Annotated in this window: 19 protein-coding genes and 2 other annotated features; of the genes, 14 read left to right on the top strand and 5 right to left on the bottom strand. The window is 38.5% G+C overall.

Translation table 11 applies throughout. The annotated features are described in order from the left end of the window. Window positions 1-40 precede the first annotated feature (40 nt). The 7 genes from ACWODM_RS07360 (at window position 41) to ACWODM_RS07330 (ending at window position 6,900) form a co-directional block, all read left to right on the top strand. Window positions 41-1,006 (top strand): glutathione S-transferase C-terminal domain-containing protein, encoded by a 966-nt coding sequence (locus ACWODM_RS07360; protein ID WP_455320728.1) that lies wholly within the window; start codon window positions 41-43, stop codon window positions 1,004-1,006. Window positions 1,007-1,284: 278 nt separating this feature from the next. Then, window positions 1,285-1,533 (top strand) — a binding site (T-box leader). 248 nt (window positions 1,534-1,781) lie between these two features. Beyond that, on the top strand, window positions 1,782-2,033 hold the full coding sequence (locus ACWODM_RS07355) for a hypothetical protein (RefSeq protein WP_455320727.1): 252 nt from the start codon (window positions 1,782-1,784) through the stop codon (window positions 2,031-2,033). Between the two features lie 102 nt (window positions 2,034-2,135). After that, window positions 2,136-3,035 (top strand): transporter substrate-binding domain-containing protein, encoded by a 900-nt coding sequence (locus ACWODM_RS07350; protein ID WP_455320726.1) that lies wholly within the window; start codon window positions 2,136-2,138, stop codon window positions 3,033-3,035. 25 nt (window positions 3,036-3,060) lie between these two features. After that, window positions 3,061-3,795 carry an amino acid ABC transporter permease gene (locus tag ACWODM_RS07345; RefSeq protein ID WP_455320725.1) on the top strand — a complete coding sequence of 245 codons (735 nt, stop codon included), beginning with the start codon at window positions 3,061-3,063 and terminating at the stop codon, window positions 3,793-3,795. A gap of 4 nt (window positions 3,796-3,799) precedes the next feature. Continuing rightward, the gene (locus ACWODM_RS07340; protein ID WP_455320724.1) at window positions 3,800-4,582 is read left to right on the top strand and encodes an amino acid ABC transporter ATP-binding protein; all 783 of its coding nucleotides are present in this window, start codon (window positions 3,800-3,802) and stop codon (window positions 4,580-4,582) included. Window positions 4,583-4,677: 95 nt separating this feature from the next. Next, on the top strand, window positions 4,678-5,874 hold the full coding sequence (locus ACWODM_RS07335; protein ID WP_455320723.1) for a glutathione S-transferase C-terminal domain-containing protein: 1,197 nt from the start codon (window positions 4,678-4,680) through the stop codon (window positions 5,872-5,874). Between the two features lie 12 nt (window positions 5,875-5,886). Beyond that, window positions 5,887-6,900, top strand: coding sequence for a GNAT family N-acetyltransferase (locus tag ACWODM_RS07330; RefSeq protein WP_455320722.1), 1,014 nt, complete (start codon window positions 5,887-5,889; stop codon window positions 6,898-6,900). 369 nt (window positions 6,901-7,269) lie between these two features. Here the strand turns inward: ACWODM_RS07330 and ACWODM_RS07325 are convergent, their stop codons facing one another. After that, window positions 7,270-7,650 carry a DUF1622 domain-containing protein gene (locus tag ACWODM_RS07325; RefSeq protein WP_455320721.1) on the bottom strand — a complete coding sequence of 127 codons (381 nt, stop codon included), beginning with the start codon at window positions 7,648-7,650 and terminating at the stop codon, window positions 7,270-7,272. Between the two features lie 193 nt (window positions 7,651-7,843). Between ACWODM_RS07325 and ACWODM_RS07320 the strand changes: the two genes are divergently transcribed. Further along, entirely contained in the window at window positions 7,844-8,596 is a 753-nt protein-coding gene (locus ACWODM_RS07320) for a MerR family transcriptional regulator (protein ID WP_455320720.1), read from the top strand. Between the two features lie 66 nt (window positions 8,597-8,662). On the opposite strand, the gene ald is transcribed toward ACWODM_RS07320, so the two are convergent. From ald to ACWODM_RS07305, 3 genes are all read right to left on the bottom strand, one after another. Beyond that, window positions 8,663-9,775, bottom strand: coding sequence for an alanine dehydrogenase (gene ald, locus ACWODM_RS07315; protein ID WP_455320719.1), 1,113 nt, complete (start codon window positions 9,773-9,775; stop codon window positions 8,663-8,665). 100 nt (window positions 9,776-9,875) lie between these two features. Beyond that, entirely contained in the window at window positions 9,876-10,574 is a 699-nt protein-coding gene (locus tag ACWODM_RS07310; protein WP_455320718.1) for a C39 family peptidase, read from the bottom strand. Window positions 10,575-10,659: 85 nt separating this feature from the next. Then, window positions 10,660-12,591 carry an ABC-F family ATP-binding cassette domain-containing protein gene (locus tag ACWODM_RS07305; protein ID WP_455320717.1) on the bottom strand — a complete coding sequence of 644 codons (1,932 nt, stop codon included), beginning with the start codon at window positions 12,589-12,591 and terminating at the stop codon, window positions 10,660-10,662. Between the two features lie 215 nt (window positions 12,592-12,806). Between ACWODM_RS07305 and ACWODM_RS07300 the strand changes: the two genes are divergently transcribed. Further along, the gene (locus tag ACWODM_RS07300; RefSeq protein WP_455320716.1) at window positions 12,807-13,460 is read left to right on the top strand and encodes a redox-sensing transcriptional repressor Rex; all 654 of its coding nucleotides are present in this window, start codon (window positions 12,807-12,809) and stop codon (window positions 13,458-13,460) included. 34 nt (window positions 13,461-13,494) lie between these two features. On the opposite strand, the gene ACWODM_RS07295 is transcribed toward ACWODM_RS07300, so the two are convergent. Further along, the gene (locus ACWODM_RS07295; RefSeq protein WP_455320715.1) at window positions 13,495-13,839 is read right to left on the bottom strand and encodes a thioredoxin family protein; all 345 of its coding nucleotides are present in this window, start codon (window positions 13,837-13,839) and stop codon (window positions 13,495-13,497) included. A 299-nt stretch (window positions 13,840-14,138) separates the two neighbouring features. On the opposite strand from ACWODM_RS07295, the gene ACWODM_RS07290 reads away from it, so the two are divergent. The 5 genes from ACWODM_RS07290 (at window position 14,139) to ACWODM_RS07270 (ending at window position 17,311) form a co-directional block, all read left to right on the top strand. Next, window positions 14,139-14,405: an IreB family regulatory phosphoprotein gene (locus ACWODM_RS07290; RefSeq protein WP_455320714.1), complete on the top strand. Its 267-nt coding sequence runs from the start codon at window positions 14,139-14,141 to the stop codon at window positions 14,403-14,405. Further along, a complete protein-coding gene (gene ruvX / locus ACWODM_RS07285; RefSeq protein WP_455320713.1) occupies window positions 14,405-14,836 on the top strand; it encodes a Holliday junction resolvase RuvX in 432 nt (143 codons plus the stop codon). The genes ACWODM_RS07290 and ruvX overlap by 1 nt, the downstream gene beginning before the upstream one ends. 28 nt (window positions 14,837-14,864) lie before the next feature. Further along, window positions 14,865-15,161 carry a DUF1292 domain-containing protein gene (locus ACWODM_RS07280; RefSeq protein WP_455320712.1) on the top strand — a complete coding sequence of 99 codons (297 nt, stop codon included), beginning with the start codon at window positions 14,865-14,867 and terminating at the stop codon, window positions 15,159-15,161. Between the two features lie 126 nt (window positions 15,162-15,287). Further along, window positions 15,288-15,995: an aspartate/glutamate racemase family protein gene (locus ACWODM_RS07275; protein WP_455320711.1), complete on the top strand. Its 708-nt coding sequence runs from the start codon at window positions 15,288-15,290 to the stop codon at window positions 15,993-15,995. A gap of 129 nt (window positions 15,996-16,124) precedes the next feature. After that, window positions 16,125-16,358: a binding site (T-box leader), on the top strand. An 89-nt stretch (window positions 16,359-16,447) separates the two neighbouring features. Then, a complete protein-coding gene (locus tag ACWODM_RS07270) occupies window positions 16,448-17,311 on the top strand; it encodes a MetQ/NlpA family ABC transporter substrate-binding protein (RefSeq protein ID WP_455320710.1) in 864 nt (287 codons plus the stop codon). The last annotated feature ends 621 nt before the right edge of the window (window positions 17,312-17,932 follow it).

Here is a 17,932-nt window from a genome sequence, read left to right as displayed (position 1 = left end):
AAAATACAGGACAAACAATTTAAAAAAGCGGGTGAAGCGTTTGAGTTTTAAAAAATTTGTTACATTCAAAAACGAAATAAATAACGATGGCAGTGTAAGATTTCAGAAAAGTTTATTTGATCAACCTTTTGGAGACAAACCCGGAGAACTTAAAGTACTTCCCAATAAATATCGACTTTTGTGGATGCCAGCGTGTCCACATGCCCACAAGGTGGTGATTGTTAGAAAGCTATTAGGTCTCGATTCAGTTATCAGCCTAGGTGCCACAGGTCCTTATCGTACACCTGATCCTCATTCGTGGGTATTCAGTAATGATCCAGACGGAAAAGATTCAGTATTAGGAGTTAAAAGCATTGGTGAAGTCTACCTCAATGCCGATCCTACTTATAAAGGACGACCGACTGTTCCAGTCATTGTAGACATTGAAACAAAGAAAGCCGTTAACAATGATCATATCTGGTTGACGATTCAATTAGAAACAGCTTGGAAAGCATATCATAAACCAGATGCTCCTGATTTGTATCCAGAAGAGCATCAAGCAGAAATTAATCGTTGGACGAAAATTATTTATGAAGAAATCAATGCAGGTGTGTATGATGTTGGTTTTGCTCATACTCAGGAAGCTTATGAGAAAGCGTACGATCGTTTGTTTGCTAGATTGGATGAACTTGAGCAGCATCTGAGTGATAAAAAATATTTCTTTGGCGACCAATTGACAGATGTGGATGTTCGTCTGTATCCAACGTTGGTTCGTTTTGATTTGGTTTATTATCAACTCTTTAGAGCAAATAAGCGACGAATTAAAGATTATCCTCATTTATGGGCATATGCGCGACGACTGTACCAGATTCCAGCATTTCGAGAGTCAACGGATTTTGAGTTTATTAAAGACTCTTACTATCGTTCACTACATTTACGTAAACTCTTTGGCAATGAATACAATCGCTTGCCGAAAGGTCCTTCACTTGACGAATGGGATTATTCAGATGATACCGATGAAATTTAGGAAATAGTTATAATTCAAAAGAATGTAGATGCTCCTAGAAATTTATTTAAAAGAGTTTATGGCTGATTTGATTGGTAATGTTTCTTTTGTGATTCATTTATTATATATCATTTTTTTTAATTTGTTTCTTTACTATAAAAAGGAAAAGAAAACTTAGTGAATATAAGAATTTAAGCAAGATAGAATATTTCTATCATAAGAACGAAAAGTAGAATCCTATTTTTTAGATGATTGACGGACAATTGTGAATTTGTTACGATGCATTCAACTTAGAAATACAAAACACGTTGATAAAGAAAGTAGCTTCTTTTTCTTTTACAAACAGAGAGTCCTAGTAGCTGAAAAAGGACGTTTAAGAGAAGAAGTGAAAATGGCTTTTGAGTGGTTCCGGTGAATCGAAAGATAAGTTGGAAACGGATGCCCCCGTTAAAAAGGCACAAGTATAGATTTTTGTACTTGATAAGGTGTTGATTGTGAGGTCAGCATGAATATAGGTGGTAACATGTATAAACCAATACATCCTTGAAAGAGACTATTCTTCTGAGGATTTTTTTATTGGTTTCAGTAAATGTTGTCGTTAAAGCCTACAAGAAAGGAGAGAAACCGAAAAACGATTTTATTTAATACTCGTACATCGTTAGTGACTGTATGTAATAGACGTAGGAACAGACTTTCAATTTATTTTAAGAGCAATCATTATTTTTTAAGTGACATTTTTTTTAGAGAATGAACAGAAATACATCATGTAAATACAACAGTAAAGGAGAACAGCCAAATGAAGGAGAATAAAGTTGAAACCAGCCATTTTCAAGAAGAACAAACTGTGGATGAAACAAAAAACAGAGTGGTTCCAACTCATCAGCCAAGGTTTGATAGATTCAAAGATTCTAACCATAGTGTAGAAAGACTCCAATTAAATAATGAGGCGTATCACCAATTTGACAACTGGTATCTTGGAAAAACGCTGGCTTTGTTACAAGATGGTTTGAATGAGCACTGTATTGAAATTGACTCTATTGATATATAGCTAAGTATAAATGTTTAGAAGCAAGTAGTGTGGTGATCCTTACACACGTTACCAATAAAAACGGTCATAAATACTATAACAGTGAAGAAAGAGGTAAAAATGATGAAAAAAAACATGAGAAAACTAGCCGTATTAACAGCAATTACAGGATTTGGACTGACAATTCTTGCAAGTTGTGGATCTCAAGAGAGTGAAGCATCAGGAAGTGTAGATACGAACGAATCAGGCAAGACAGTCATCAAGGCAGAAACTATGGGATTACCTGCACCATTTATTGTTACAAATGATGATGAAACATTGGATGGCTATGATGTAGCAGTATTAAATGCATTGTTTGAACTTGATTCCTTTGCAGAGTATGAGCTTGATCTTCAGGTAAGTGAAAGTGCACTGATAGATGCACAGCAGGGAGTTGTAGACTTTACTGTAAATAATTGGAGTTACAACGAAGATCGAGCAAACAGTTACTATTTTTCTTATCCGTATACTAAATCTAGATATTCGATTCTTACTGAGAAAGGCAAGCCTATTCATTCTTTTGAGGAACTGGCTAAGTCAGATCTTGTTATTTTTGGAGGAGCAGGAGGGAATACGACAAATGCAATAGAAAGATGGAATGAGAATAATCCAGACAAGCAAATTGAAATCGAGTATACGTCAGAAGATCTTTCTGCGAAATTTCAGAAGATTGGTGCTGGTGGGTATGCAGAGATTCATGATAATCCAGTATTAGTTGCCTATGAAGAAGCCTATCCAGAACTATTTGAACAAATTGAAACGACGGAGCTTTCAGAGGAAGAAACTGCGAATATCACAGAAAGTACCACGTCCCATCTTCTTTTTGGGAAGACATCCCCACATGGAAAAGAGTATCAAGAGTTGTTTTCAGAAGGAATTTATGAGCTGTATCAAAATGGTACGCTACAGCAACTTTCTGATCAGTATATTGGTTCATCAGCCAGTGTCGTTCCAGACGAGAGTGATTTCAACTATATAAACTAGAAAGAATCGTTTGGAGGGAAAGGTTATGACGGCTAGATTTTCGGATTATTTTAATTTTGAACTGGTGTTTGAAAGAATACCAAAACTGATAAGATATTTGCCAATAACATTGGAACTTACTGTTGCATCCATGTTAATCGCTTTGTTTTTAGGACTTTTGATTGCGATTGTGCGAGTGAAGCAAATAAAAATTTTAAATCAGATTGCTTATGTGTATTTGTCTTTGATACGGGGAACACCGTTGATCATTCAGTTATATATTTCTTATTATGGGATTCCCGCCATTTTGCGAATGATCAATCCACAATCTAATATTACAACTATTCCGGGAGTGGTATATGCCTTTATTGCCCTAGGTATTTACGAATCTGCATTTACATCTGAAACGATACGGGCAGCTATTCAAGCAGTAGACCGTGATGAAATAGAAGCCGCAACAGCAATGGGAATGAACTACGGACAGATCCTCCAAAGAGTGATTATCCCTTCAGCATTGGAGATTGCTGTTCCGGGATTGATCAATTCCTTTATAGGATTAATGAAGGGAACGTCTCTTGCATCTGCTGCTGGAGTGGTAGAAATCACTTATCAAAATGCGATACTTTCAGGAAGAGACTATCGGTATTTAGAAGGATATGTAGCATTAGCCCTTATCTATTGGGTTCTCACATTTGTTTTGGAAAGAATCCAGAAGGTCGTAGAGGAAAAAATTAGAATTCCGGAAAAAGCTCCGGCGTTAGTTAAAGAAGAGGTGAGATGAAGGGATGCTAAAAATTGAAGGATTATCTAAGGAGTATGAAGGCAATGTTGTGTTAGACAAAATTGATCTTGAAGTCAAAAAAGGAGATGTTATCGGAATTATTGGCCCTTCTGGAACAGGAAAGTCAACCTTACTTCGGACGATCAATTTGTTGGAAAAACCTGAGGAAGGGAAAATACTTCTGGATGATATATCGCTAGAATTTCCTTTAAAAAGCGCGGACCGAAAAAAAGTGTTTGAGCTCCGAAGTAGAACCGGAATGGTCTTTCAACGGTTTAATCTGTTGAAACATAAGACAGCACTTCAAAATGTGATGGAAGGTCTGATCACTGTACAAAGAAAAAGTAAAGAAGAAGCGGAGAAACTAGCCCTTGAGGCATTAGCACAGGTTGGCGTAGCAAAATGGAGAAATCATTATCCTAAGCATTTATCAGGGGGACAGCAACAGAGAGTAGCCATCGCAAGAACGCTTGTGATGCGTCCAGATGTCATTTTGTTAGATGAACCTACTTCGTCATTAGACCCAGAGCTAATTAGTGAAGTACTGAAAGTGATCAAAGAAATTGCGGACAAAGGATATACCATGCTTCTTGTCTCGCATGAAATGAATTTTATCCGCAAGGTATCAAATCGTGTTCTTTTCCTGGACGGCGGACATATTGTGGAGGACGGTTCTCCTCAAGAAGTATTTAATTATCCGAAGCATAAGCGAACGATCCAATTCTTTCAAAAAATGGATATTCTTGCCAATCATGAAATTGAGACAAAACAGAGACAGGTGATTTAAGGAGAAGCTATTTACCAAAATTTATGAAGGTTAGCATGGTTAACAGATTGAAGAATTTAATAAAAAATAACTAATGACTACAAGGAGAGAGTTCAATGACAACTAAAAAAGAAATCGCAGAGGAAAATACAGAAAAAATAAAGTACACTGATGAACTAGCAACCTATTTTGCTAAGGAAGCTGGCATAAGACCAAGAGGTCTTGAAACTGTCTCTGAACAGGATGAACAAGGAGCTTTTGTCAGACAACCTAATTATTTTACGGATGCGATTACTTTAGAAGAGGCAGAGAAAGACAAATACATCATCTATTGGGCGCCAGGATGTAATTGGTCAAATCGTCCAGTGATTGCCAGGGATATATTAGGATTGCAAGACGTTATAAAAGATTATCAGGTAGCACATGTCGGCGAAAAAAGTGTTTATGGATGGGGATTCCCAGAAGAAACTGATTTTAAAGACCCTCATACTGGCGTATATTTTTTATCAGAATTATACAAGAATGCAGATCCAGATTACAAAGGACGTTCTACCACGCCAACTTTTGCTAACATTCCGGAAAAGAAAGCCGTCTCGAGTGATTATCACAGACTAACGAACCATATTGAAGTGGCTTTCCGAAAATTTCAGCCTACTGATGCACCAGATCTTTATCCCGTTAACTATCGCAAGGAAATTGATGAATTTAACGATTGGCTTTTTCCTCATGTCAATAATGGACATTATCGTCAAGCTTTCACCAATGTTCCTGAGATCTATGACGAATCACAAGTCGACTTTCATGCAGCATTGGAAAAACTAGATGAGCGCTTAGCAACAAATCGGTTCTTGTTTGGCGATTATATCACTGACTCTGATATTCGTGCTTATGTGACTTTGATTAAATGGGAAACCGATTTTTATGTCTATGTAGGTCCACAGCTAAAGAAAATTTCTGCCTATAAGAATATCTGGGGCTATGTAAAAGAACTCTTTAATATCCCCGAATTTAAACGCTACACCAATATTCCTAAGAAACCTAAAGACGCAACTGGCTGGATAAGCTATTTAGAAAAAGTTGGACTCCGTGATTTTGATACGTGGTTGGCTTCAGATGGTTCAAGAAAAGTACTTTCTTCAGATCCCGAAAACATCTACTTGAGACATCCAGAGGGAGAAACGGTAGAAGAGTATCAAACACTGATTTCTCAATCAAAATGGAATTCTTCAGATCAGACAGAAAGAGCGGATTGGCATTTTGAATTATCAACAGATCCAGCGATTAATCCATTAAAAGGAAAATTGAAGAACTAAGGCGGAAAAATCATGATTATTTCTTACGAAGAAAGTATTGAAACTATTGATTATATCCAATTAAATACAGTGCTTGGAAAAATTTTTGAAAGCAAAAAAACCAGAGACGTTTTCTATACACAAACTGTTTTTGAAAACAGTCAAAATGTTGTATTTGCTTTTGATAATAGCCAATTGATTGGAGTGATTCGTGCGATCTCAGATGGTGATTGGGCAGTGATCTATGACTTTGGTGTCCTCAAAGAGTACGAGGATACTGAAGTAAAAAAAGAGATCCTGTCACGTCTGATCAAACAATTGAAGGGACAGCATATTTTCACGAATGCTGTTCCTGGAACGATAGCATTCTATGAACAGAATGGTTTTCAGAGAACCAAAACAGCATTTACCTATGTTGGATTTGAACAAAACGAGAGCCGATCAACTGAATATTTTCTCCCTGTAGGTTATCGTTTTGAAAATGAATTTTATGAAGTGGAGTTCCCTTTTGCACCACGTCACCTACCAAAAAAGAAAAGAAAGGTTGCTCTTTCTTATCATACAAGTAGAAAGGCTGTGGATTATCAACGTGTTAATGAAATCATCAGACGTGCCTTTGGTGAAGAACAGCTCCAAGATTTAGATGTGGAAGAAGTAGCGAAAACAAAACAACTTTTTGAAAACAGTCAATATGTATCCTTCGCTTATGATGGAGACCGACTTGTTGGCGTAGCCAGAGCTATTACGGACAGGTTGGAAGAAGCGTATGTTCAGAATGTGGCTGTCGATCCTGAATATCAGGGTCATGGAATTGGTTGGCAAGTGACCGTAACATTATGCGAAGAGATCCTAAAAGATGGGCTAAATCCATTTCTTCACACTCATCCTGGTGCTGTAGGATTTTATAATCGAACAGGTTTTCTAAGAAATAAGACTGCCCTAGATTACAGAGGAAAAGAGGAAAACAGTTCATCTATTCCTACAGCAGTAGAACAAGGATTTTACCTCCCCACTGGTTATCGTTTCATAGATGAAACAGTTCTTTAAATAATTTCGAAGCCTCTTTCTTGTCACAGATTGCCTAAATGCAACCAAGACGAGAAAGAGGATTTTCCTTTAGTCGTAAATTTGAAGTCAAGATTCAATGAACGCAATTCTCTGGATAAAGCACTTTGGTTTACATCCAGATCAGGGACCAGAAGCGAAGCCACGTTTGTCACAAAAATTGGAGACTTATAATCAGACAGTGAAAGAGCATTATAATGCACGATCGACAAAAAAGAATCGACATCTTTGAGCAAATGATCGTTGATTGGAGTGAATAGACCTATCCCGGAAGGTATCAGAGAACGGGAGATGTGTTTTGAAAGGATTGACGAAGCTATTACAAATAAAGAAGGGGCGCTCGCCCCTTCTTTATTTGTCTTTTAATGCGCCATGACTGATGTAGTCCTTGATTTCCTCGTGGAGGAAGTGAGAGATGACGGTTCGGATCACGACTAGTGCAGCGAGTTTGACGATATCTTGGAAAGTTGGGTAGATGATCGACTCGATGATATCAGCGGCAATCAAAATTTCTAAGCTTAATAAAATATAGCTGCCAAGAAAATTTTTGATAATATTCATTCGCTTCGCAGTTTTTAGTCGACTGCGATGTCTAGTCTCAGATCGCACAAGGTCGATCGTAGCCAAAAGAACACCCCAGACCAGAATCAAAATAGACAAAACATTTAAAAGCAAAACAATAACTTCAAAAAAAGGGGCTAAATATTCCATGAGGTACTGAGCGAGATGCATGTTTTTTCTCCTTTACAGATTCATTTATCTTAAGGATACAAAATTTTTCTTTAAATGGAAAGTTTCTTCGAAAAGAAAAGCTTGAAATCCCGAATAAAAAGCAAGAATTTCAATTATTGAAAAAAGGTTTTATTTTTTGCTTGACCTTCACGTAACGAAAAGGTTTATGATAAGGATGTCAGGAGGGGAATAAATGGAATACACGATCAAAAAAATCGCTCAATTATCTGGTGTCAGTGCACGGACGCTGCGGTACTATGACGAGATCGATTTACTGCAACCAGCACGAGTTAGTTCGTCCGGCTACCGTATTTATGGTCAAAAGGAAGTCGATCGGCTGCAACAGATCTTGTTTTATCGAGAATTGGATCTGAAGTTGGAGGAGATCAAAGCCATTTTAGACAATCCGGACTTTGACGTTGAACAAGCGCTGCTCAAGCATCAACAGCAGCTACTAGCCAAAAGAAATGAGATCGATCGATTACTGGCAACCGTTCAACAAACAATGAAACATTACAAAGGAGAGATTAACATGTCTGACAAAGAAAAATTTGAGGCATTCAAACAACAAAAAGTAACAGAAAACGAAAATCGTTACGGTGAAGAAATCCGTGAGAAATATGGGAAAGAAACGATTGAAAAATCCAATCAAAAATACCTGAATCTAACAGAGGAAGAAATGCAGGAAATGGCAGCTACCGAGAAAGAAATGTTTGCCAAGATCGAAGCCTATTTGATTGATCCGGACATAGAAAGCGATACGGCACGAGCAATTTATGAACTGCACAAGAAATGGTTGACGTTTTCATGGCCGAAATATTCGGCAGATGCTCACAAAGGCTTAGGACAAATGTATGTGGGAGACGAGCGTTTCACCGCTTATTATGATAAAAATGGGATTGGAGCAGCTAAAGCTCTAAATGATGTTATTCAGTATTATGCATAAGTAGATGCTTGAAAAAATAGTATAAAAAAGATGAGACGAACATTTCTGTTTGTCTCATCTTTTTGTTTAAATTAAACTGTTTAGATTGGTTTGCGCAATATCCAAATCGCCAGCAACCGCAGAATGGATCATGTAGCCTTTGTAAGTATTAACACCACGATACAAAGAGGAATCGTCTTTAAGTACCTGTTCAAGAGACGCAGAAGCCAGTTTTTTAGCGAAAGGCAGTGTGGCATTGCTTAGCGCATGAGTAGCTGTTTGAGCGACGGCTCCCGGCATATTGGCTACGGCATAGTGAATGACCCCTTCTTCGACATAAGTTGGATCATCATGCGTAGTTGTTTTAGATCCAGTCTCAAAGATCCCGCCTTGATCGATAGCGATATCAACGATTACTGAATGATCGGACATGTCACGAACCATTTCTCGAGTAACCAGTGTTGGAGCTTTTCTTCCTGGAAGCAAGACGGCACCAATCACTAAATCAGCCTTTTTGACTTGTTCATGAATATTAAAGACATTAGACTGGAGTGTTTGGATTCCGCCATTGAATTGAGCATCCAATTCTTTCAAACGGTTGATGTTTACATCTAGAATCGTCACATTTGCTCCCAGACCGTAAGCGATGTGGGCAGCGTTCGTTCCAGCAACACCACCACCGATAACAACGACATTTCCTTTACGAACACCAGGAACTCCTGCCAACAGAATACCTTTGCCACCTTTAGGGCTCTCCAAAAACTCTGCGCCGATCTGCGCAGCCATTCTGCCAGCGATCTCGCTCATCGGTGCCAGTAGAGGCAAGCTCCCATTATCAAGTTGGACATTTTCATAAGCAACGGTATTGACTTTGGCTTTTAACAGAGCCTCAGCGACGGGTTTGTTTGCTGCTAGATGTAAGTAGGTGAACAACAGGAGATCTTCGCGGAAATACACATACTCTTCTTCTAAAGGTTCTTTGACTTTGACGACCATCTCTGCGGACCAAACCTCTGCTGCTGTTTCGACGATCGTTGCTCCAGCACGCTCGTACTGTTCATCGGTAATGGCAGAGCCATAACCAGCATTAGTTTCTACCATAACGACGTGACCTTCCTGGACCAATTCATAGACACCAGAAGGGGGCAATGCGACACGGTTTTCATTGTTCTTGATTTCTTTGGGTATTCCGATTTTCATACCAATCACTCCAATTTTTTTCATCTATCATAAGTATAAATTAAAATAAAAGGGATTACAAATTCATGTGAGGTAGATGTAAATAAAAAAAGAGCTACTTTTATTCAGCAGCCCAGTAATTTTGGATTTGATCTGCCAGTTCATCTGGCGAATAATCTATTTGATAGTGTTCTTTTTCAGGTGAATCCAATGGGTCAAGCACATGTAAAGTTCTATCAGTCGCTTGAACGAGAACAGCAAAATGCTCATTGACTTCGAAGGTATTTGGTTTGAACGAAGCAATGACAGGTTCACCTGCTTCTAGGAATTCTTGAGCGCGATCAAAATTATCTCCTAAACTTTGGATGGAGAAGCCATTATCCGCAGCAGCATTTTTGAAAAATTTCCATTTCAAATTTTGATCAGCTGTAAAATAGTCGTCATAGACCCAGTCATAAAATTCAAAATAGTCGTAATCAATATTTTGTAAATAAGCTTGCAGCATCATCATAGAAGTAAATCCGCTACCGGCTTCTCCCATTATCAATTCTAGGTTATAATCGATTTCTTCAAATTCCCAGCGTTCATCTGTCTGTAGATAGAGAGGAACGTTAATCCCTTCTGCAATCAATTGTTCTGTCGCACGATAGGAAAACTCAGTGAGAGGTCCCTCGTCTCCATAGTAGTAGTAGTCAGTATCTTCTTCCCAGTATTCGGGTTCATTGCTTGCGACATTTTTTATGTTGAAGCTGGTGATCCCGATAAAGATCAAAATTATTCCTAAGAGGATAAATTTCCAATTGATTTGTTTCTTTTTCATCAGTACTCCCCCTGACTCTTTTTCTTGTTTCTATTGAAGCACATCTTGAGTAGATGCGCATCCGTCTTGAGAAGGAAGAGTCGTATCAACTTTTTTCTTCTAGTTCAAGACTGAGTGTTTCCCATTCTTCCATCAGCTGTAGTTGTTTGTCTTGCGCCTCTTCAATGGTTTGATTTAGTTCGTTTAATTTAATATGATCGTTCAATATTTCTGGTTCAGTCATTTGGAGCTCAGAAGTCGCAATGTTGGTTTCAAGTAGGGCTAGCTCTTCCTCGATTTTTTCGATTTTTCGTTGCAGATTTCGCAGGATTTTTTGCTGTTCTTTGCTTTGCTGGAAAGATTGTTTTCCTTGCGAAACGGAAGCGATCTCTTCTTTTTCTTCCAAGAGCAGAGCAAGTTCAGCTTCCTCCTGTTTCTTTTCCAAATAGTAATCGTAATCTCCAAGGTACAATTTACTTCCGTTTTCAGACAGTTCAATGACCTTTGTTGCGATTCGATTGATGAAATAGCGGTCATGTGAGACGAAAAAAAGGGTGCCTTCATAATCGATCAGTGCGTTCTCCAATACTTCTTTGTTGTCGATGTCCAAATGGTTGGTTGGCTCATCAAGAATCAAGAAATTTTCGCGATTCATTGCCAGTTTAGCCAGAGCCACACGTGCTTTTTCACCACCGCTCAAAAGAGTGATCGGTTTTTCGACATCTTCTCCTGAAAAAAGAAAACCGCCCAGTATGTTGCGGATCTCGACTTCCGGAGTTGTCGGATGAGCGTCCCATAATTCTTGTAAAATCGTTTTTCTATTGTTGAGAGTCGCTTGTCCCTGATCGTAATAGCCGATCGAGACATTGGTTCCCAATTGTGCCTTCCCACGGAGAAAGGGTAGCTCGCCAATGATCGATTTCAATAAAGTCGATTTGCCGATACCGTTTGGACCGACAAGGGCGATGGCATCTTTCCGACGTATATCTAAGTCGACCGGTTCAGACAAGACTTCATCCGATGTATAACCGATCGCAGCATCCTCTAATTGAAGTACGATATTTCCTGATTCTTTGGCAATGTCAAACAAGAAATGAGCGGACTTTTCGTCGCCTTGAGGGCGATCTAAGCGATCCATTTTTTCTAGCTGTTTTCTACGACTTTGTGCTCGTTTAGTGGTAGAAGCACGGACTAGATTGCGGGCTACAAAATCCTCCAGCTTATTGATCTCAGTTTGTTGTTTTTCGTACGCTTTCCAGTCACTGGTCAACTGTTCAGCTTTTAAATCTAAGTAGCGGCTGTAGTTTCCTTTGTAATGGCGCATTTTTCTTCGGCTGATTTCATAGATCTCTGTGACAACTTTGTCTAAGAAATAACGGTCATGAGAGACGATTAAAAGAGCGCCAGAGTAATTTTGTAGGTAGCCTTCCAACCAGGCAAGGGTTTCGATATCCAAGTGGTTGGTTGGTTCATCCAGAATCAGAATGTCTGGACTTTGCAGCAGCATTTTTGCAAGTGCCAAGCGGGTTTTTTGACCACCTGAAAGAGTAGCGATCGGTTGCTCATAAAAAGAGTCATCAAACTTGAAGCCATGGAGGACCGAACGAATCTCATTTTCATATCCATAGCCGTTTTGCTCAGAAAAATCATGCTGCAGACGATCATATTCCTTTAGGAGTGCTTCGTAACCAACTGTATCCGGCGCGGCTTCACTAATGTCGAGCTCTAGCTGATGCATACGTTGTTCCATTTGACGTACTTCTTTGAAGGCGTCCAACATCTCTTGCCAAACAGTCGCATCAGAAATCAGTCCTGTATCCTGTGCTAAGTAGCCGAGAGAGGCGGTTTTATTTTTTGCAATCGTACCGGCATCGGGAGCTTCGATACCAGCAATTATTTTGAGTAAAGTTGATTTTCCAGCACCATTGCGTCCAACAAGTCCAATACGGGCTTTGCTGCTGATCTCCAACTGAATATTTTCAAAAAGAACCTCTGCTCCAAAAAGGCGAGCAATCTGGTTGGCTTGTAATAAAATCATAGTATCCTCGTTTCTAAATTCTTCATATATCTGTAATAGTCGAATCAGTGTTAGTCTATCATATTTTACAGGACATAGCGAGATGACGAAAATGCCCTTTTGAAAATTAGTTGTGAAAAAATGTCATTTTTTGAGCAATCAAATTGCTTTTTTCTTTTACTTTTTATATGATACTCATTGTAATAGTGAAGATTTCACAAACGGAGGTCTATAAAGTGAAAGAAAATCAAATACCAAAGGCAACGGCTAAGCGTTTGCCACTCTATTATCGCTATTTGCGAATTTTAAATAATGCTGGAAAGCAAAAAGTATCATCAACTGAATTAAGCGAAGCTGTTCAGGTGGATAGTGCGACCATTCGTCGTGATTTCTCTTATTTTGGAGAATTAGGAAAACGCGGATATGGCTACGACGTGGAAGATTTGATGCAGTTCTTTGCCAAAACATTGAACGATGATCAAATGACCAATGTTGCATTAGTCGGTGTAGGAAATCTCGGCAGTGCCTTGCTGAAGTACAAATTCCATCAAAGCAACAGTATTCGTGTGAGTGCAGCATTTGATGTAAATCCGGATATTGTTGGACGTATCGTGGACGGAATCCCGGTTTATCCAATGAGCGATATGAAAGAACAGATCGCGATCCAACAAATCGATATTGCGATTCTGACAGTTCCAGCGACACGTTCACAGGATGTAGTCAATGAATTAGTGGAATCAGGCATCAAAGGAATCTTGAATTTTACACCTGCGCGTATCACAGCTTCAAGTGATATTCTGATTCAAAACGTCGATTTGACGAATGAACTACAAACTCTGATCTATTTCTTGCATTCCGGTGCAGAAGAAGTTGTCAAAACAGAAGAATAAAAAAATGTCCCCGTCGATCGCGACAGGGACATTTTTAGTTGAACAGATCGTCATAAGTAACCGATAGATCAAGTGACTGATAATTTTCCATGGATTTTTCCAGCTTGTTAAAATCGATGAACCTTGCCTGCCGATGAATTTCTTTACCATTGAAAAAACCTAAAATCACAGGAGCAGTCATCACTTGAAAGGCACCGGCAACTTCAGGATAGTGTTCTGCCTCCAAGTGAAGAACTGGGAATGAATGGTTCTGAAATAGCTTTTCGATTCGTGGTTTCACCGCATGACATACACTGCAGTTTGCCATTGATACATAAAGAAGCAGCAAGTGCCCTTTGGTAATTTGTTTTTGCACGTTGTCAAAAGTCGTCGTCTCCATAACCGTCCTCCTTTTGCCTTTACTTTAGGACAGGAACAAGACTTCGTCAATGATTTGTTCGCAGGTCTTCACTCAGTGAAATATTGTTTGAGAACAAGAAGATGATCTCTTGCGTATTTTAAAACAAAAGGTCTTTCGAAAAGGCATCAATGAAAAGATAGTGAAAAATTCATAGAATTGTCATAAAAATGAAGTATAGTAAAGGTAAATCAAAGTATTTGTTTGTAGTTTCTGATGATGTCTAGTACAATGTATAAGGAGAACTTACAAACTTAAATGAAGAAAGAGGTGTCGTATTGATGGGGTTTACAGATGAAACAGTACGTTTTGATTTTGATGATAGTCGAAAAAGAGAAGTAAGTGAAACATTAGCGATTGTATATCGTGCGTTAGAAGAAAAAGGGTACAATCCAATCAATCAAATTGTGGGTTATTTACTTTCTGGAGACCCAGCTTACATTCCTCGTTATCAAGAGGCTCGTAATTTGATTCGTCGCCATGAGCGTGATGAGATCTTGGAAGTGTTGATTCGCTTCTACTTAGAAAATCATGGAGTCGATTTGTAATGAGAATCATGGGTTTGGATGTTGGTTCACGAACAGTCGGAGTGGCAGTCAGTGATCCAATGGGATGGACTGCACAAGGTGTAGAGATCATTCGCATCAATGAGGATCAGGAACAATTTGGATTCGAGCGCTTAAAAGAGCTGGTTGATCAATATGAGGTGGAACGATTTGTTGTCGGCCTTCCTAAAAACATGAATAATACGATTGGGCCCAGAGCAGAAGCATCGATGGCATATGGCGAAAAAATCGAAGCATTATACAGTATTCCTGTGACCTATCAGGATGAACGTTTGACAACAGTTCAGGCAGAAAGAATGTTGGTAGAGCAGGCGAATACCTCTCGTGCCAAACGTAAGAAAGTCATCGACAAATTAGCTGCCGTGATGATTTTGCAAAACTATCTTGATGGTGCTGGAAAAAAACTGTTTTAAATTTAAATGTAAGGAAAGAGGAATAAATATGTCAGAACATACACATGACCACGAAGGACACGAACATATTACTTTAGTGGACGAGCACGGAAATGAAACATTATACGAGATCTTATTGACGATCGACGGACAAGAAGAATTTGGACGCAATTATGTGTTATTATATCCAGCTGGAGTTCCAGAAGAGGAAGAAGTAGAATTACAAGCCTACGCTTACGTTGAAAACGAAGACGGTACAGAAGGCAATCTGGAACAAATCGAAACAGACAAAGAATGGGATATGATCGAAGAAGTGTTCAATACATTCATGACTGAAGAAGAATAAGCATTGACAGAGACAAGGCAGACCTTGGAAATAAAAAAGGTCTGTCTTTTTTTTATCCTTAGATCGTTTGTTCCTGTCACATATTCATGCTATGCTTACAGCAATATTTTAGGAGGAGTGAAGCAGATGAAAACAGTCGGTTTGATCGGCGGGATGAGCTGGGAAAGTACCGTGACTTATTATGAACAAATCAATCAATTAGTCAATCAACGATTAGGAGGTTTGCATTCGGCCAAGATTCTTTTAGCTAGTGTTGATTTTGATGAGATCGAAAAACTGCAATCACAAAATGAATGGGAAAAAAGTGGTCAAATACTTGGAGAAGTTGCTAAGAGTTTGGAAAAAGCAGGAGCAGAATTTTTTTTAATTTGTACCAATACCATGCATAAGGTCGCAGACCAGGTCCAAGAGGCGGTAACAATCCCTATGCTGCATATCGCAGACGCAACAATCAAAGAATTGAATCAAAACAAAATTACCAAAGTGGGATTGTTAGGAACCAAATATACGATGCAGCAAGATTTTTACAAGCAACGAATCCTTGCTTCTAATATTGAGGTACTTGTGCCTGAGTCGGAAGATATAGAGAAGATCAATCAAGTGATTTTCAATGAACTTGTCTTAGGTGAGATTACTCCCGAGTCCAAACAAGAGTATCAAATCATTATTGAAAAATTGATCGCAGCTGGTGCACAGGGAATTATCCTCGGATGTACAGAAATCGGTTTGTTGATCCAGCAGGATGACGTGACGATCCCGATTTTTGACACGACAGTGATCCACTCAAAAGCAGCAGTGGATTATGCTTTAAATGATTCGGAGCAACTAAACTAGTGAGCCTGTTTGTAATCGCTAAACAAAAGAAATGTTAGCAAAATATTTCTTTTATTTACCACTCTTTTCATATTTGTTGTTGACATTGAATTGTTTCTAAGGTAAATTACTTTTTAAGCAAATAAAATAATTCGTCTGTTGAAGAGAAGAGTAGTTTTGTCGATCTTTTTAGAGAGGTTCTGGTTGGTGAAAAGAACTAAGGGAGAGAAGCGAAGATGGTCTCTGAGGATAATCCATCGATAGGTAGGTGGGTTCGGTCTGGCCGACCGTTAACATGGACACCATTTCTTATAGATGATGAGATGGGTTAAGGAAAGCTGATGCTTTCAAATAAAGGTGGTACCACGGTTATACGTCCTTTTGTCAACTCGTTGACAAAAGGACTTTTTTTATTTTATTTGATAAATAATCAAATAGACAATACAAATAGGAAAATAAAAGGAGCGATTGAGATGAAAAAGGGTTGGAAAAAAATTATCGGTTTAAGTTTATTAGGTGCAGTGTTTCTAGGTTTGGCAGCTTGTGGAAATAGCGGTGATACTTCAGAGACAGGAGCTGCTGAAGGTGGCAATGAAGAACCAAAAACGATTGTTGTAGGTGCCGGAGCAACACCGCACGCAGAAATTTTAGAAGATGTGAAAGGTCGTTTGGCTGAAGAGGGTTACGATTTAGAGATCAAAGTGTTTGACGATTTTGTATTGCCAAATACAGCATTAGCAGATGGCGATCTGGACATCAATTTGTACCAGCACGAGCCGTTTTTGATCAATTTCAACGAAGAGCATGATACAGATCTGGTTGTTGCAGGCGATACGAAATACTATTTCTTGCCTTTAGGTATCTATCCTGGACAAACATCTTCTTTGGATGAACTGGCAGACGGCGCAAAAGTTTCAATTCCGAATGATGCAACTAATGGGGGCCGTGCCTTACTGTTGTTACAGGATGCAGGATTAATCCAATTAAAAGAGGACGCAGACATTACGGCAACAGTGAGTGATATAGTAGAAAATCCTAAAAATTTGGAACTTGTTGAACTAGATGCTGCTCAAGTTGTTCGTTCTCTGGATGATGTGGATATTGCTGTCATCAATGCCAACTACGTTTTAGGTTCTGACTTGAGTGTCAATGAGGATGCATTGCTGACTGAAGCGAAGGATTCACAAGCCGCAGAAACCTATGCTTGTGTAGCAGCTGTTAAAGACGGTGCCCAAGACGATGAAGCGATCCAAGCATTTCTTGCAGCTTTAGGATCTGATGAAACAAGAGAATTTATCGAAGAAACCTATCAAGGAGCGGTCATTCCAGTATTTTAATCAAGCTCTTAAAAAACGCCGAGAAGTTTTCGGCGTTTTTTTTTTTTTTTGAGAAAAAATAGCATGACTACGAATGACCAATCAATGAATAATCGATCATGACCAAAATACCGAAAGTTCAGAACTAGCTATTTTATTTACTTGAGACGATAACAAGAAAAATCAGTCAGTTTTCCCAGTAATCAAAAAAATTTTATTTATTGTTATTTATAAATTTTTTTTATTAAAGTAGGGAAATTATAAATATTCAAAGAAAATCAACCTGATTTGATGATATAATCAAAGTGAAAAATGTAGTAAATCGCGCTTTATTCGCTGCGATGTGCGTTAGATGATTGGAGGTGAATGATATTGGATCAGTGAAGGGAAGCCGTTTTTACAGAATTTTTGAAGAACTGTTCCAGATGGATAGTTCTTAAGCTATTTTATGAATAAATATACATGATTGGTTGTTTTTCGTTAGTTTTCTTATAGTATTTTAATGTTTATTCAAAAAATAAGATGATTAAGGAGGCGATTTAGAAAATTAAAACTATTTTAAAAAAAAATAGTTGGCTAAAAAGAAGAATGGAAGTTTGATTTATCAGAGGATTTGTCTTTTTGTTACCTGTCGAATGATAA

It is taken from the genome of Enterococcus olivae, from assembly GCF_053760925.1.
Note: the sequence above shows the minus strand (reverse complement) of the source record. Positions and strands in the feature narration are given on the sequence as shown.

Bases quoted from the DNA above. Each gene is read 5' to 3' on its own strand.
- ACWODM_RS07355 (WP_455320727.1), top strand. From the start codon at position 1,782: ATGAAGGAGAATAAAGTTGAAACCAGCCATTTTCAAGAAGAACAAACT.
- ACWODM_RS07350 (WP_455320726.1), top strand. From the start codon at position 2,136: ATGAAAAAAAACATGAGAAAACTAGCCGTATTAACAGCAATTACAGGA.
- ACWODM_RS07345 (WP_455320725.1), top strand. From the start codon at position 3,061: ATGACGGCTAGATTTTCGGATTATTTTAATTTTGAACTGGTGTTTGAA.
- ACWODM_RS07340 (WP_455320724.1), top strand. From the start codon at position 3,800: ATGCTAAAAATTGAAGGATTATCTAAGGAGTATGAAGGCAATGTTGTG.
- ACWODM_RS07335 (WP_455320723.1), top strand. From the start codon at position 4,678: ATGACAACTAAAAAAGAAATCGCAGAGGAAAATACAGAAAAAATAAAG.
- ACWODM_RS07330 (WP_455320722.1), top strand. From the start codon at position 5,887: ATGATTATTTCTTACGAAGAAAGTATTGAAACTATTGATTATATCCAA.
- ACWODM_RS07325 (WP_455320721.1), bottom strand. From the start codon at position 7,650: ATGCATCTCGCTCAGTACCTCATGGAATATTTAGCCCCTTTTTTTGAA.
- ACWODM_RS07320 (WP_455320720.1), top strand. From the start codon at position 7,844: ATGGAATACACGATCAAAAAAATCGCTCAATTATCTGGTGTCAGTGCA.
- ald (WP_455320719.1), bottom strand. From the start codon at position 9,775: ATGAAAATCGGAATACCCAAAGAAATCAAGAACAATGAAAACCGTGTC.
- ACWODM_RS07310 (WP_455320718.1), bottom strand. From the start codon at position 10,574: ATGAAAAAGAAACAAATCAATTGGAAATTTATCCTCTTAGGAATAATT.
- ACWODM_RS07305 (WP_455320717.1), bottom strand. From the start codon at position 12,591: ATGATTTTATTACAAGCCAACCAGATTGCTCGCCTTTTTGGAGCAGAG.
- ACWODM_RS07295 (WP_455320715.1), bottom strand. From the start codon at position 13,839: ATGGAGACGACGACTTTTGACAACGTGCAAAAACAAATTACCAAAGGG.
- ACWODM_RS07290 (WP_455320714.1), top strand. From the start codon at position 14,139: ATGGGGTTTACAGATGAAACAGTACGTTTTGATTTTGATGATAGTCGA.
- ruvX (WP_455320713.1), top strand. From the start codon at position 14,405: ATGAGAATCATGGGTTTGGATGTTGGTTCACGAACAGTCGGAGTGGCA.
- ACWODM_RS07280 (WP_455320712.1), top strand. From the start codon at position 14,865: ATGTCAGAACATACACATGACCACGAAGGACACGAACATATTACTTTA.
- ACWODM_RS07275 (WP_455320711.1), top strand. From the start codon at position 15,288: ATGAAAACAGTCGGTTTGATCGGCGGGATGAGCTGGGAAAGTACCGTG.
- ACWODM_RS07270 (WP_455320710.1), top strand. From the start codon at position 16,448: ATGAAAAAGGGTTGGAAAAAAATTATCGGTTTAAGTTTATTAGGTGCA.